The 13,287-nt window shown below is 67.2% G+C and carries 14 protein-coding genes; 6 read left to right on the forward strand and 8 right to left on the reverse strand.

Going from position 1 to position 13,287, the window contains the following annotated elements:
- A partial coding sequence (locus AWC12_RS17095) for a serine/threonine-protein kinase (protein ID WP_234814060.1) occupies window positions 1-993 on the reverse strand: 993 nt, incomplete at its 3' end.
- 166 nt (window positions 994-1,159) lie between these two features.
- Between AWC12_RS17095 and AWC12_RS17100 the strand changes: the two genes are divergently transcribed.
- Together AWC12_RS17100 and AWC12_RS17105 are read left to right on the forward strand one after the other, a co-directional pair.
- Entirely contained in the window at window positions 1,160-2,209 is a 1,050-nt protein-coding gene (locus tag AWC12_RS17100) for an NAD(P)H-dependent amine dehydrogenase family protein (RefSeq protein WP_085175777.1), read from the forward strand.
- 84 nt (window positions 2,210-2,293) lie between these two features.
- A complete protein-coding gene (locus tag AWC12_RS17105; RefSeq protein WP_085175779.1) occupies window positions 2,294-3,154 on the forward strand; it encodes a patatin-like phospholipase family protein in 861 nt (286 codons plus the stop codon).
- On the opposite strand, the gene AWC12_RS17110 is transcribed toward AWC12_RS17105, so the two are convergent.
- Complete coding sequence (locus AWC12_RS17110; protein ID WP_085175781.1) at window positions 3,143-4,108, reverse strand: patatin-like phospholipase family protein; 966 nt, start codon at window positions 4,106-4,108, stop codon at window positions 3,143-3,145. The genes AWC12_RS17105 and AWC12_RS17110 overlap by 12 nt on opposite strands.
- A 51-nt stretch (window positions 4,109-4,159) precedes the next feature.
- On the opposite strand from AWC12_RS17110, the gene AWC12_RS17115 reads away from it, so the two are divergent.
- Window positions 4,160-4,522 carry a VOC family protein gene (locus AWC12_RS17115; RefSeq protein WP_024444512.1) on the forward strand — a complete coding sequence of 121 codons (363 nt, stop codon included), beginning with the start codon at window positions 4,160-4,162 and terminating at the stop codon, window positions 4,520-4,522.
- Here the strand turns inward: AWC12_RS17115 and lpqV are convergent.
- Window positions 4,519-4,956, reverse strand: a complete 438-nt coding sequence (gene lpqV / locus AWC12_RS17120) for a lipoprotein LpqV (protein WP_024444511.1) — start codon at window positions 4,954-4,956, stop codon at window positions 4,519-4,521. The genes AWC12_RS17115 and lpqV overlap by 4 nt on opposite strands.
- Before the next feature lie 212 nt (window positions 4,957-5,168).
- Here lpqV and AWC12_RS17125 point away from each other — a divergent pair, with 212 nt between their 5' ends.
- Both AWC12_RS17125 and AWC12_RS17130 read left to right on the forward strand, forming a co-directional pair.
- Window positions 5,169-5,690, forward strand: coding sequence for a cysteine dioxygenase (locus tag AWC12_RS17125; RefSeq protein WP_024444510.1), 522 nt, complete (start codon window positions 5,169-5,171; stop codon window positions 5,688-5,690).
- Window positions 5,690-6,058 (forward strand): rhodanese-like domain-containing protein, encoded by a 369-nt coding sequence (locus AWC12_RS17130; RefSeq protein ID WP_024444509.1) that lies wholly within the window; start codon window positions 5,690-5,692, stop codon window positions 6,056-6,058. Before AWC12_RS17125 ends, AWC12_RS17130 begins: the two co-directional genes overlap by 1 nt.
- Window positions 6,059-6,131: 73 nt before the next feature.
- Here AWC12_RS17130 and AWC12_RS17135 read toward each other — a convergent pair whose 3' ends face one another.
- Genes AWC12_RS17135 through AWC12_RS17145 form a run of 3 tightly spaced genes read right to left on the reverse strand, consistent with a single transcriptional unit; the run spans window position 6,132 to window position 9,661 of the window.
- Entirely contained in the window at window positions 6,132-7,835 is a 1,704-nt protein-coding gene (locus tag AWC12_RS17135) for an alpha/beta hydrolase (RefSeq protein ID WP_085175783.1), read from the reverse strand.
- 9 nt (window positions 7,836-7,844) lie between these two features.
- A complete protein-coding gene (locus AWC12_RS17140; RefSeq protein ID WP_085175785.1) occupies window positions 7,845-8,618 on the reverse strand; it encodes an enoyl-CoA hydratase in 774 nt (257 codons plus the stop codon).
- Window positions 8,615-9,661, reverse strand: a complete 1,047-nt coding sequence (locus AWC12_RS17145) for an enoyl-CoA hydratase/isomerase family protein (protein ID WP_085175787.1) — start codon at window positions 9,659-9,661, stop codon at window positions 8,615-8,617. Before AWC12_RS17145 ends, AWC12_RS17140 begins: the two co-directional genes overlap by 4 nt.
- A 166-nt stretch (window positions 9,662-9,827) precedes the next feature.
- On the opposite strand from AWC12_RS17145, the gene AWC12_RS17150 reads away from it, so the two are divergent.
- Entirely contained in the window at window positions 9,828-10,670 is an 843-nt protein-coding gene (locus AWC12_RS17150) for a Bax inhibitor-1/YccA family protein (RefSeq protein WP_024444505.1), read from the forward strand.
- A gap of 147 nt (window positions 10,671-10,817) precedes the next feature.
- On the opposite strand, the gene purT is transcribed toward AWC12_RS17150, so the two are convergent.
- Both purT and AWC12_RS17160 read right to left on the reverse strand, forming a co-directional pair.
- Window positions 10,818-12,017, reverse strand: a complete 1,200-nt coding sequence (gene purT, locus AWC12_RS17155) for a formate-dependent phosphoribosylglycinamide formyltransferase (protein ID WP_085175789.1) — start codon at window positions 12,015-12,017, stop codon at window positions 10,818-10,820.
- 18 nt (window positions 12,018-12,035) lie between these two features.
- Window positions 12,036-13,253 carry an acetyl-CoA C-acetyltransferase gene (locus tag AWC12_RS17160; RefSeq protein ID WP_024444503.1) on the reverse strand — a complete coding sequence of 406 codons (1,218 nt, stop codon included), beginning with the start codon at window positions 13,251-13,253 and terminating at the stop codon, window positions 12,036-12,038.
- Between the last annotated feature and the right edge of the window lie 34 nt (window positions 13,254-13,287).

A 13,287-nucleotide genomic window follows, 5' to 3' on the forward strand; every position in this document is an offset into this window, starting at 1 on the left:
CGGTGGGGGAGGCGGGGGTGGTGGTGTCGCGGCGAACCCGCTGGGAGCCTGGAAAGAGCCCGGCGTCGGTGCACCGTTTGCCGGCGGCGGCAGCGGAGCCGTCATCGTCGCGGCCTGGCTGCGTTGCAGGATTGCTGCGGCCTGATCCTGCTCGGCGTGGGTGAGCGCCTCGGTGGCGGCCTTGGCCATCTCGCCCGCCGACGCGTACCGATGCTCGGGCTCTTTGGCCATCCCTCGGGCCACGACCTCGTCGAGCGCCGCGGGAATGCCCGGGCGCAGCTGGCTGGGACGGGGCGCCGGTTGGTTGAGGTGCGCTGTGATCACGACGCTCACGCTGTCGCCCTGGAACGGTTGCGCTCCGGTCAGGCATTCGTGGAGCACGCAGGTCAGCGCGTACACGTCGGCACGGTGTGTGACCTCGCCCGCGGTGAAGCGCTCCGGCGCCATGTAGGCGTAGGTGCCCACGGCGGTGCCCAGTTCGGTCAGCGTCTCGTCGGTGGCGGCGTTGGCGATGCCGAAGTCCACCAGGTACGCGAAGTCGTCGCGGGTGATCAGGATGTTCTCGGGTTTCACGTCGCGGTGCATGATGCCGGCCTGATGTGCGGCGTCGAGAGCCGAGGCGATCTGTTTGACGATGGCCGTCGCCCGGGCGGGCGTCATCGCGCCTTGCTCCTTGAGCACCTTGCGCAGATCTGTGCCGTCGATCATCCGCATGTCCACGAACAGCAGGCCGTCGACTTCGCCGTAGTCGTGGATCGGGACCACATGGGGTTCCTGCAACCGGCCCGCCGCGTGGGCTTCGCGCTGCAGCCGCTTGCGGAACACCGGATCGTGGGACGCGCCCTCCGGCAACAGCTTCAGCGCCACCACACGGTCTTTCACCGTGTCGTGGGCCTCGTACACCTCGCCCATGCCACCCTTGCCGAGCAGCCGTTGGAGGCGGTACGGGCCGACCTGGGAGCCGACGCGGGAGCCCTGCTGGGGATCGGTCATCAAGGCTCCTCGGGGTGTCGTTCGTCCGGCGAAAACACCCTAATGCGGCAGATGACCTCGCACAGGCTCAACCGGCGGGTTTCAGTATTCGATCCAACCGCGCCCACATCTGGTGTACATCTAAGTAGAACGTGTTCTAGTTTCAGTACTCCTGGGAGGAGACGACATGGCGCTGCGCGTCGTGCAGTGGGCAACCGGCGGAGTCGGCGTCGCCGCGATCAAAGGAGTGCTGGAACATCCCGATCTCGAACTGGCCGGTTGCTGGGTGCATTCCGAGGCCAAGAACGGCCGCGACGTCGGTGACATCGTCGGCACCGGCCCCCTCGGCGTGACAGCTACGAACGACGTCGACGAGATCCTCGCCCTCGACGCGGACGCGGTCATCTACACCCCGCTGCTGCCCAACCCCGACGAAGTCACCGCGCTGCTGCGGTCGGGGAAAAACGTCGTCAGCCCGGTGGGTTGGTTCTACCCGTCCGAGAAGGAAGCCGCGCCGTTGAGGGCAGCCGCCGAGCAGGGCGGAGTCACGCTGCACGGCACCGGGATCGCACCCGGCGGCATCAGCGAGAAGTTCCCGCTACTGATGTCGACGATGTCGACTGGGGTGACGTTTGTTCGCGCCGAGGAGTTCTCCGATCTGCGCAGCTACGAGGCCCCCGACGTCGTGCGGCACGTGATGGGCTTCGGTGACACCCCGGACAAGGCGCTGTCGGGGCCCATGCAGAAACTTCTCGACGGCGGATTCATCCAGTCGGTGAAAATGATCGTCGACTCGATCGGCTTCGCCGCCGAACCCCGGGTGCGGTCGACCCAGGAGATCGCCGTGGCCACCGCCCCGATCGACTCCCCGATCGGGACGATCGAGCCCGGGCAGGTCGCTGCGCGAAAGTTCCACTGGGAGGCCCTCGTCGGCGACGACGTCGTCGTCGAGGTGACGGTCAATTGGCTGATGGGCGAGGAAAACCTCGACCCCGCATGGAATTTCGGCCCGGCCGGCCAACGGTACGAGATGGAGATCAAGGGCAACCCCGATTTCACCGTCACCGTGAAGGGCTTTCAGTCCGACATCGGCGGAGAGGGGCCGGAGTACGGCGTCGTGGCCACCGCTGCGCACTGCGTGAACTCGGTGCCCGCCGTCTGCGCGGCACCGCCGGGCATCAGCACCTACCTCGACTTGCCGTTCATCAGCGCGAAAGCAGCACCCGGCTTGCGCTGATCTCTCGCGGCACCGACCGACGCCCGCCGATTTGAGCTCGACGGCCGCGGCGCGTCAGAGTGTCCGGTAGACGAAAGGAAGTCGATGACTCGTGCGTTGGTGCTCGCCGGGGGCGGCCTGGCCGGAATCGCCTGGGAGACCGGGGTGCTGCTCGGTATCTGCGACGAGGCGCCCGAGGCCGGCGCGCGCCTGCTCTCCGCGGACGTCCTGCTCGGAACCTCCGCCGGTTCGACCGTCGCGGCCCAGCTGGGCAGTGGACTGTCACTCGACGAGCTGTTCGCCCGGCAGCTGTCGGACGCGCACGGCGCCCACGAGATCCATCCGGGCGTCTCGATCGACTCGATCACCGAACTGTTCCTCACTGCGATGATGACGCCGGGCGCCACCAAGGAGCAGAAGCTGCAGAAGATCGGCGGCGTCGCCGCCGACACCGACACGGTGCCAGAAGCCGTCCGCCGCAACGTGATCGAGCATCGGCTGCCCTCCCACGACTGGCCGGAGCGCACGATGCGGGTGACGGCGATCGACATAGCGACCGGCGAGCTCGTCGTCTTCGACGCGGACTCGGGTGTCGGACTTGTCGACTCCGTCGCCGCGAGCTGCGCGGTGCCCGGGGTGTGGCCGCCGGTCACCATCGGCGACCGCCGCTACATGGACGGCGGCGTGGGCAGCACGGTCAACATGTCGGCCGTGCAGGACTGTGGGTCCGCGGTCGTGTTGGTGCCGTCAGGGGCGAACAGCCCATCCCCGTGGGGGACCGGCACGGTCGCAGAGATCGAGGCATTTCCCGGTGCCACGCTGGCCGTCTACGCCGACGACGACGCGCTGGCGGCATTCGGTCCCAACCCGCTCGACCCGGCGTGCCGAGCGCCCGCGGCGCAAGCCGGCCGCGCCCAGGGACGTCGCGAGGCGCAGCGGGTCGCGGAGTTCCTCTCAGCCCTGTGAACCCTTGGGCTCCAGTGCGTCCAGCGCGATGCTGGCCATCTCCTGCCCGATGTCGATGACCTCGTTGGCCCGGTGGAAGTCCAGGCTGCGGCACACCGTTCGGGGAATCTCGATCAGCAGATCGGGTGGATAGGCCGCCAGTGTGTGGCGGGCCAGTGCCGACTGGGCGATGTCGATGACGCGGTTCATCAGCTCGAAGCTGCCCAGCTTCGGAATGTTCGGCTCGTGGAGGTCGGCGACCGGTTCGTCGTCGGGGGCCACGAGCCGCCCGAGCATCGCACGGCCTGTCGGCGTCTCCAGCAGCGACCGGGCCGCTTTCGTGTCGAGCAGCGACGACGTGCTTCGCCACATCCTGGTCAGCCAGTCCGACGTCGGCAGGCGGGAATCACTCATGCGCCTGTCGACGTCGGGATCCTCGCCCGACAGGCTCACCGCAATCGTGACGTCGGCGGGTGCCGCAGCGATCGGCGCCATCGGAAGCGGGTCGAGGATGCCGCCGTCGGCGAGAAGGCGTCCGTCGAGGACATGGGGCGTGATGACGCCGGGAATCGCGATCGACGCGCGGATCGCATCGTCGACCGGGCCGCGCTGCATCCACACCGATTTTCCGGTGATCAGATCGGTCGCCACCGAGGTGTACTGCATCGGAAGTTCCTCGATGGTGACCTCGCCCAGGATCTCGCGCACTGCGTCGAGGATCTTCTCGGCGCGCAGCACGCCCGCGGATGTGAGGGACGGATCCAGCAGCCGCAGCACCGCTCGTTGCGTCAAAGAGCTTGCCCATACGGCGTATTCGTCGAGCTTGCCCGCGGCCTCCAGACCGCCGACCAGTGCGCCCATCGACGAACCGGCGATGCCGACGACCTCGTGACCCCTTTCGCGCAGTTCGTTGAGGACACCGATGTGGGCGTAGCCGCGCGCCCCGCCGCTACCCAGAGCCAATGCGACCCGCATGGACACATTCTCACTTGTTACGACCCCGCAGGATCGGCAACCCTGGGTTGCATGATCGGAAATCTTCGCTCCGTCGTCCTCGACACCCGCGATCCGCGGGGCCTGGCGAGCTTCTGGGCTGACCTCCTGGGCGGAACCATCGTCGAAGACGACGACGACTGGGTGGTGGTCGCCGAACCGAGCGGCAGGAGGCTGGCGTTTCAGCTCTCGCCCGAACACCACCCGCCGCGGTTCCCTGACCCCGAGGGGTCCCAGCAGGTCCATTTCGACATCGACGTCGACGATGTCGATGCGGCCGAGGCGGCAGTGCGCAAGCTCGGTGCGACACGCGTCGACGAAGCGCCGGACGGTGACGACTTCAGGGTGTTCCGTGACCCGGCGGGTCACACGTTCTGTCTGGTGTTCGACGTTTAGCCGCAGAGCGCGTCTGCGGCCGCCTCGACGGCGACGATGACTGCGGCCTGCTGGCCCGGGGACAGAGCCGACCACGGCTTGTCGAATGTCGCCGGCCCGACGGATTCGGCGGCCTGCACGGTCTTGAGGTAGGGCTCGATCTGCGACCGCGGGTCGCCTCCCTGCTGGTCCATCCATGTTCTGGCGGCCCGGCACGCCTGGAAGTAGTCATCCTCGGTGGACTCCGCGGGGGCGCCGACCGCGGTGGTCACGCCGCCGGGAGAGACGCCCACCTCGCCGGGCGCCACCGAGGTCGAGGGTGCGGCCGCACTGGTCGATGACGATGTGGTTCCTGTCGGTGATGGCGTCGCCGGCGGCTCCTCGGTGCTCGAGGAGCACCCGGCGACGATCGCGGCGAGGGCGACAAGGGAGGCGAACACGAGGGGCCAACGCATCCTGCCAATGTAGGCAGCCGCGTTTGACCGAAGCTCGTCGCCCGACAGTGAACTGGGGCTTCCTAGATTCACCGTGAGGTTAAAGCTCATTGCTGGCGAGGTGCCCGCACGCTGTGGAACACTCGCCTCATGACCGACGTGACCCGCAATCAGGAGTGTTGTCAGGCCTGACCGCCGCCCTGATTCGTCCGTCTGTCCCTGGAGTTCCTTCCATGTCCCTGGCTCCCACTCGTCTGCGTCCCGCCGACCTTCTCCACGTCACCGACCGATTCGCAGATGACGTCATCGGTGGCGACTACGACCACCTGCTCCCTGCCGGGGGGCCGCCCACCACCGAGCGCTGGTTCACCCGGCTGCACGGCACCGACGAACTCGACGTGTGGCTGATCAGCTGGGTGCCCGAGCGTTCCACCGAACTGCACGACCACGGTGGCTCACTCGGCGCGCTGACCGTCGTGACGGGATCGCTGCGGGAGACCCGTTGGGACGGTGGCGCACTGCGCGACCGTCGGCTGGTCGCCGGCGATCAGGCAGCGTTCCCGCTCGGATGGGTCCATGATGTCGTGTGGGCGCCGGAGACCATCACGACCGGTGGGGTGGCGCCGACCGTGCCGACACTGAGCGTGCACGCCTACTCGCCGCCGCTGACGGCGATGTCCTACTACGAAGTCACTGAACGAAACACGTTGCGCCGCAACCGCACCGAATTGACCGACAAGCCGGAAGGCGACTGATGGCCAGCCGAATCGACCGCATACTCGACGACGCCCGCGCGAAACTCACCCGTCTCCCCGCCGCCGACGTGCCGGCTGCGCTGGCCCGGGGAGCGGTCCTCGTCGACATCCGCCCCGCCGCCCAGCGTGCCGCGGAAGGCGAAGTGCCACAAGCGCTCGTCATCGAGCGCAACGTCCTCGAGTGGCGACTCGACCCCACCAGCGACGCCCGCATTCCGCAAGCCGTCGGAGACGACGTCGAATGGGTGGTGCTGTGCTCGGAGGGCTATACGTCGAGTCTCGCCGCTGCATCGCTGAAAGACCTTGGACTGCATCGCTCTACGGATGTGATCGGCGGCTATCACGCCCTCAAGGGCGTTCTCGCCTGACGCCTGACGATTCGTCGCTGCGCAACTAGGACGATTCGTCGCTGCGCAACTAGGACGATTCGTCGCTTCGCAACTAGGACGATTCGTCGCTTCGCAACAGTGGCCGCAGTTTCTCCGTCTTCTCCTGCGTCCACCCGGGCGGCTCCATGATCGCCGCCCACGCATCGGCGACATTTCGCACGTAGACGTGCCCGTGTCCGTCGGGGACGTCGACCGCGACCGCCATGTCCGCGGATACCTGAAGGAAGGTGACGACGGGGATCCATTCCATGTGCGGCGACACGTCATAGCCGCGCGCCTCGTGCAACCAGTCGGGCCTGGCGAAGAGCAGATCGGTGTTCCACCACGCGATCGGATCCGACGCGTGCTGCAGGTACACCACGCGGGGTTGCGCCCACGGGTCCGCCGGGCGCCCCAGGTCCCGGGACTCGGCGACGAAGCGCACGTTGGCGCCCCTGTCGTAGATCGGCAGCCACTCCGGGGATCCCGCGTCGCGGTTGCGGGTCAGATCGGTCCAGATCGTGTTGTTGAACGTCGGCCCGCTGAACAATGCGCCGTCGGTGCGGGCGACCAGGTTGTTGAGCGCAAGGAAGGGTGCCTCACCGCCGAACGATCCCAGGCTTTCACCGAACACAACGAGCTTGGGCCGGTCTGCTTCCGGCATCTCGCGGATCAACTCGTCGACGGCCTCGAACAGATACTGACCGGCCTGGCGCGCGTTCTCCTTGTCAACCAGGAACGACAACCAGCTGGGCAGGAACGAGTACTGCATGGACACGATCGCGGTGTCGCCGTTGTACATGTACTCCAGCGCAGCGGCTTCCGCCGCGTTGATCCATCCGGTGCCGGTCGTGGTGGCCACCGCCACCACAGCGCGGTCGAGCCCGCCGGCACGCTGCAGTTCTTGGGCCGCCAGCGCAGCCGTCGCCTTGATGCCGTCCGCGGAGTTCAGTCCGGCATATGCGCGGATCGGCTCGATCGCAGGCGTGCCGTTGAACTCCGACAGCTCCTCGACCGTCGGCCCGCTGGAGACGAACATCCGGCCCTGGTGCCCCAGCGATTCCCAGGTGACCAGGGACTCGGGACCGCCGGAGCGCAGATCTGATTCCGGCGCAGGGTTATCGGGGTCGGTTTCGTCGTTGACCGCGGCGAAGGTCTTGTTGATCGTGCTCATCGCGAACCGGACGACGACGCCGTTGAGGAGCGCGATCGTCAAGGCGAGCAGCAGGGCGACCACGACGACGGCGGCGATCCGCGGCGGCGCGACCTTGTCCACCTGCCGCACCAGGAAACGCACCAGCTTGCCGATCAGTTGGCCGATCTCGACGAACAGGAACAGCGTCACCACCGAGATCGCCGCGGCCAGAGGGTAATCCCAGAAGCCGAGGCGGGGCACACCCATCAGGTCTCGGACGCTGTCCTGCCAGCTGTGAAACTGCCACACCATGATCACCAGCCCGATCAGGCCGACGACCGCGAGCGTCGGCCAGGCCCAGCGCGGCGCGGCGGGACTCGTGTCCCTGGATCGCATGAAGCGCACCAGCCACACCGAGAACACCCCGAGGCCGTAGCCGATCGCGCCCGCGCCGCCGCTGACGAGACCCTGGAACAGAGGTCCGCGGGGCAGCAACGACGGGGTCAGCGACAGAAACAGGAATGCCAGCCCGACCGCGGTGCCCATGAACGTGTACCGGCGGATCCACCATCCTCGCCGGGATGCCGGCGCCTCTTCGACCCGCGCAGGGGCTATCTCATCGGTGGACGCGGTCTCGGTCACGCATGAACTTTAGCGATGCGTGAAGTTCGGCGAACGTTTCTCGGTGAACGCGTTCATTCCTTCGGTCTGGTCGTCGGTCGCGAACGCCGAATGGAACAGCCTGCGCTCATAGAGCAGGCCTTCCGAGAGCGTTGTCTCGAACGCCCTGTTGACGGCCTCCTTGGCCATCCGAGACGCCGACAGCGACATGCCCGCGATGGTGTCGGCGACCGATTTGGCCTCTTCGAGTAGCGATTCGGCGGGCACGACGCGCGACACCAGGCCTGCACGCTCGGCTTCCTCGGCGCCCATGTTGCGACCGGTCAGGATCAGATCCATCGCCTTGGCCTTGCCGATCGCCCGGGTCAGGCGCTGCGATCCGCCCATTCCGGGCAGCACGCCCAGCTTGATCTCGGGCTGACCGAATTTCGCGCTGTCGGCGGCGATCAAGATGTCGCACATCATCGCGAGTTCGCAGCCGCCGCCCAGCGCGTACCCGGCGACCGCGGCGATGGTGGGGGTGCGGGTGGCGGCGAATTTGCCCCAGCCGGCGAAGAAGTCGGACGAGTACACGTCGGCGAACGACAGGCTCGCCATCTCCTTGATGTCGGCGCCGGCCGCGAACGCCTTCTCGCTGCCGGTGATGATGATGGCCCCGACCCCCGGGTCGGCGTCGAGTTCGGCGGCGGCCGTGGTGACTTCGGCCATCACCTGGCTGTTGAGCGCATTGAGCGCCTTGGGACGGTTCAGCGTGATGGTGGCGACGCGGCCGTCGCGATCGACCAGAATCGTCTCGTACGTCATGACTGCTCCTCGAAATCGATGTCGGGATCGGCGGAGACGAAATACGCCTCGATGTCCTCGGTGGTCACTTCACCGAGCGACCCCGGTTTCCATTGGGGATTCTTGTCCTTGTCGATGAGCAACGCTCGGATGCCCTCGACGAGATCATGCGTACGTAGCGACGCGCAGGATGTCCGAAACTCCTGGCGCAGCACGTCTTCCAAAGTGGCGAGCTTGGCCGCCCGCCGAACCGCTTCCAGTGCCACCGACGCGGCGACGGGGGAGCGCGACGCGATCAGCTCCGCCGCCTTGCCCGCACCCTCGCCGCCGTGCTCACGCAGGGCGGCGACGATGTCGGCGACGGTTTCGGCGGCGTAGCAGTGGTCGATCCAGTCCCGTTGCGCCATCAGTTCACTCGGGGGCGGGTCCTGCACGTGCTTTTCAAGGGCGGCGTCGATGCCCTCGGTGTCGATCGTCTCGATGAACGCGTCGAGGTCGTCGTGCGGGACGAAGTGGTCGGCGAAGCCCATCGCGATGGCGTCCGCACCGGAGAACGGAGCTCCGGTCAGGGCCGCATGGATACCGAGCAATCCCGGGGTCCTGGCCAGGAGGAACGTGCCGCCGACGTCGGGGACGAAGCCGATTCCGACCTCGGGCATCGCCATTTTGGTGGTCTCGGTGACGACGCGGACGCTGCCGTGGGCGCTGATGCCGACACCGCCGCCCATCGTGATGCCGTTCATGACCGCGACGTAGGGCTTCGGGTAGCGGCCGATGTAGGCGTTGAGGAGGTATTCGTCGTGCCAGAACCGGCGAGTTTCGGCACCGCCCTTTTTCGCGTCGTGGTAGATCGCGACCACGTCGCCGCCCGCGCACAGCCCCCGGTCGCCCGCGCCGGTCACCAGGACGGTCTCGACCGAGTCGTCGTGTTCCCAGGACATCAAGGCCTTGGAGATCTCGCCGACCATGTGATGGGTGAGGGAGTTGATCGCCTTTGGCCTGTTGAGGGTGAGGCGGCCGATCCCATTGCCGACTGTTACTAGGACATCCTCGTTTTCGTCCACGGAATGCAATCTAGATCGTCTCCCGGGCCGGGGCCTGCCCGGGTAAGGTTTCCTGTGAAGCGCCTGGGAAGATCGCAGTGGGATCTCACTGGGAACTGTCCAGGAACCTCGAACGTTGACGGTGCAACACCACCCGCTCGAGAAACATCAAAGGAAGGAACCGACGGTGCGCGAAAGCAGCAACCCGGTATTCCGCTCACTGCCGAAAGAGCAGCAGGGCGGCTATGCGCAATTCGGTACCGGAGCCGCTGGCTACGGTGCCCAAGCGGTACATGCGGACCCGTACGTCGCGCAGCAGTACCCGGATCAGCAGCAGGCGGGTGTATCGCGCCCGCTGACCATCGACGACGTCGTCACCCGTACCGGCATCACGCTGGCTGTGGTGACCGCGGTCGCGGCGGTCTCGTACTTCATGGTCGACGCCAACCAGGGCCTGCTTTTCCCGCTCTTCCTGATCGGCAGCCTCGGCGGCCTCGGCGTCCTGCTTCTCGCGATGTTCGGTCGCAAGCAGGACAACCCGGCGATCGTGATGACCTACGCGGCGTTCGAGGGCCTGTTCCTCGGCTCGGCCTCGTACCTGTTCGCGAACCTGGTCTCCACCGGCGGACCCGCGATGATCTTCCAGGCGGTGGTCGGCACCCTCGGCGTGTTCTTCGGAATGCTCGTCGTGTACCGCACCGGCGCAATCCGCGTGACGCCCAAGCTGACCCGCATGATCGTCGCCGGCATGTTCGGCGTGCTGGCGCTGGCGCTGGTGAACATTCTGTTCGCCGTCTTCACCGGTAACGCCCCGCTGACCAACGGTGGTCCGCTCGCCATCGGGTTCTCGCTACTCTGCATCGCGCTGGCTGCTTTCAGCTTCCTGATCGACTTCGACGCCGCTGATCAGATGATCCGCGCCGGAGCGCCCGAGAAGGCGGCCTGGGGTATCGCGCTCGGCCTGACCGTCACCCTGGTCTGGCTGTACCTCGAGATCCTGCGTCTGCTGAGCTACTTCAACAACGACTAGCAGTATCGCCAGAGAAAGGGCGTCCACGCGAAGTGGGCGCCCTTTTTCGCGCGCTCGCTCGGTGGGCCCGCGACGCGAGAGTGCGCTCAGCGCTTGCATTTTCGCGAATTCGCGATCTGAACGCCCTCTCGGTGCGCCGGCGCGCCGTCAGGGGACCCGCGGCGTGACCCGCCCGGCCGCCTCGACGGCGTTGGCCCGCGCGGTGTCCACATCGTCGGCGTAGGCGAGCGCCACCCCCATGCGTCGCTTGACGAAGCTCTCCGGCTTGCCGAACAACCGAATGTCGGTGCGCGGCACCTGCAATGCCGCGTCGACCCCGTCGAACACCACGCCCTCGGCGTCGACGCCTCCATAGATGACGGCGCTGGCGCCGGGTGACTTCAGCGTGGTGTCGACGGGCAGACCGAGGATGGCCCGCGCGTGCAGCTCGAACTCGTTCTGCCACTGCGTCACCATCGTGACCATGCCGGTGTCGTGCGGGCGCGGGCTGACTTCGCTGAACCAGACGTCGTCACCCTTGACGAACAGCTCCACGCCGAAGATGCCCTGGCCGCCGAGATCCGCAGTCACCGCAGCTGCGATCTGGCGCGCGCGCTCAAGCGCGGTGGCCGACATCGGATGCGGCTGCCAGCTCTCGACGTAGTCGCCGCTGACCTGGCGGTGCCCGATGGGCTCGCAGAACTGCGTCTCGACCTCGCCGGTGGCACCCCGGGCCCGCACGGTCAGCAGAGTGATCTCGTAGTCGAAATCCACGAATCCCTCGACGATGATGCGCGTGTTGCTCACCCGGCTGCCAGACATCGCGTACTCCCAGGCCGCCACGACGGCGTCGGGCCCGTCGATCTTCGACTGGCCCTTCCCCGAGCTGCTCATCACCGGCTTCACCACGCACGGGTAGCCGATGTCGCCGACGGCGGCCTGCAACTCCTCCAACGAGTCGCAGAACCGGTACGGGCTGGTCTGCAGGCCAAGGGTTTCGGCGGCCAGTCGACGGATCCCTTCGCGATCCATCGTCAACCGGGCCGCCCGGGCAGTCGGAATGACCCGAACAACGCCTTCAGCTTCGAGGGCCTCGAGCGCCGGTGTGGCGATGGCCTCGATCTCGGGCACCACCAGATCCGGGCGCTCCGCCTCGATCAGTGCCCTCAGCGCGTCGGGGTCCGACATCGTGATCGTGCGCGCGTGATGGGCGATCTGCTGCCCCGGCGCGTTCTCGTAGCGGTCGACGGCGATGGTCTCCACACCGAGGCGCTGCAGCGCGATCAACACTTCGCGGCCCAGCTCGCCGGAGCCGAGCAGCATGACTTTGGTGGCGCGCGGTGACAGTGGCGTTCCGATGGTCGTCATCGGAACGGGAGTCTAGAGCTAGCTCAGTCGCTCCACGACCATTGCCATGCCCTGCCCGCCGCCGACACACATCGACTCGATGCCGAACGTCTTGTCGTGGGTCGCAAGGTTGTTCAGCAGCGTGGCGGTGATGCGGGCGCCGGTCATGCCGAACGGGTGGCCCAGCGCGATAGCGCCGCCGGACACGTTGAGCTTGTCCTCGTCCATACCGAGCTCACGCGCCGAGCCGAGCACCTGGACGGCGAAGGCCTCGTTGATCTCGTAGAGGTCGATGTCGCCGATCGACATCTTCGCGTTGGCGAGCGCCTTCTTGACGGCTTCGATCGGGCCCAAACCCATGATCTCCGGCGACAATCCCGACACACCCGTGGAGACGATGCGCGCCAGCGGCGTAAGGCCCAGCTCCTTGGCCTTGGTGTCGCTCATGATCACTACCGCGGCTGCACCGTCGTTCAGCGGGCACGCGTTGCCGGCGGTGATCGTCCCGTTGGGCCGGAAGACGGGCTTGAGCTGGCTGATCTTCTCGTAGGTGGTGCCGGCGCGAGGGCCGTCATCGGTGGTGACGACGGTGCCGTCGGGCAGCGTCACCGGCGAGATTTCGCGCTCGAAGAAGCCGCTCTTGATGGCCTCCTCGGCGCGGTTCTGCGACCGCACGCCCCAGTGGTCCTGGTCTTCGCGGCTGATGCCGGTGAAGGTGGCGACGTTTTCCGCGGTCTGGCCCATCGCGATGTAGACGTCCGGGATGAGGCCGTCCTCGCGCGGGTCGTGCCACTTGATGTCGCCCTCGGCCTGGGCGACGGTGCGGGCCTGTGCCTCGTCGAAGATCGCGTTCTTCGAGTTGGGGGCGCCGTCTGCGGCGCCGACACCGAACCGGGAGACGGTTTCGACGCCGGCGGAGATGAACGCCGAGCCCTCGCCGGCCTTGATCGCGTGAAACGCCATCCGCGTGGTCTGCAGCGACGACGAGCAGTACCGGTTGACCGTGGTGCCGGGTAGGAAGTCGTAGCCGAGCTCGACGGCGACCGCACGCGCGATGTTGTAGCCGGCCTCACCGGCAGGCTGCGCGCACCCCATCATCAGATCGTCGATGTCGCGGGGATCCAGCGACGGCACCTTGTCCAGCGCGGCCCGCACCATCTGGGCGGCCAGGTCGTCGGGGCGCATGGAGACCAGCGAGCCCTTGGCGGCCCGGCCGATGGGGGAGCGTGCGGTGGCGACGATGACGGCTTCAGGCATGGCAAGGGCTCCTCGCGGTTCGAGAGATGTAGAA

The sequence above is a fragment of the Mycolicibacterium iranicum genome (assembly GCF_002101705.1).
Taxonomy (GTDB): Bacteria; Actinomycetota; Actinomycetes; order Mycobacteriales; family Mycobacteriaceae; genus Mycobacterium; species Mycobacterium iranicum.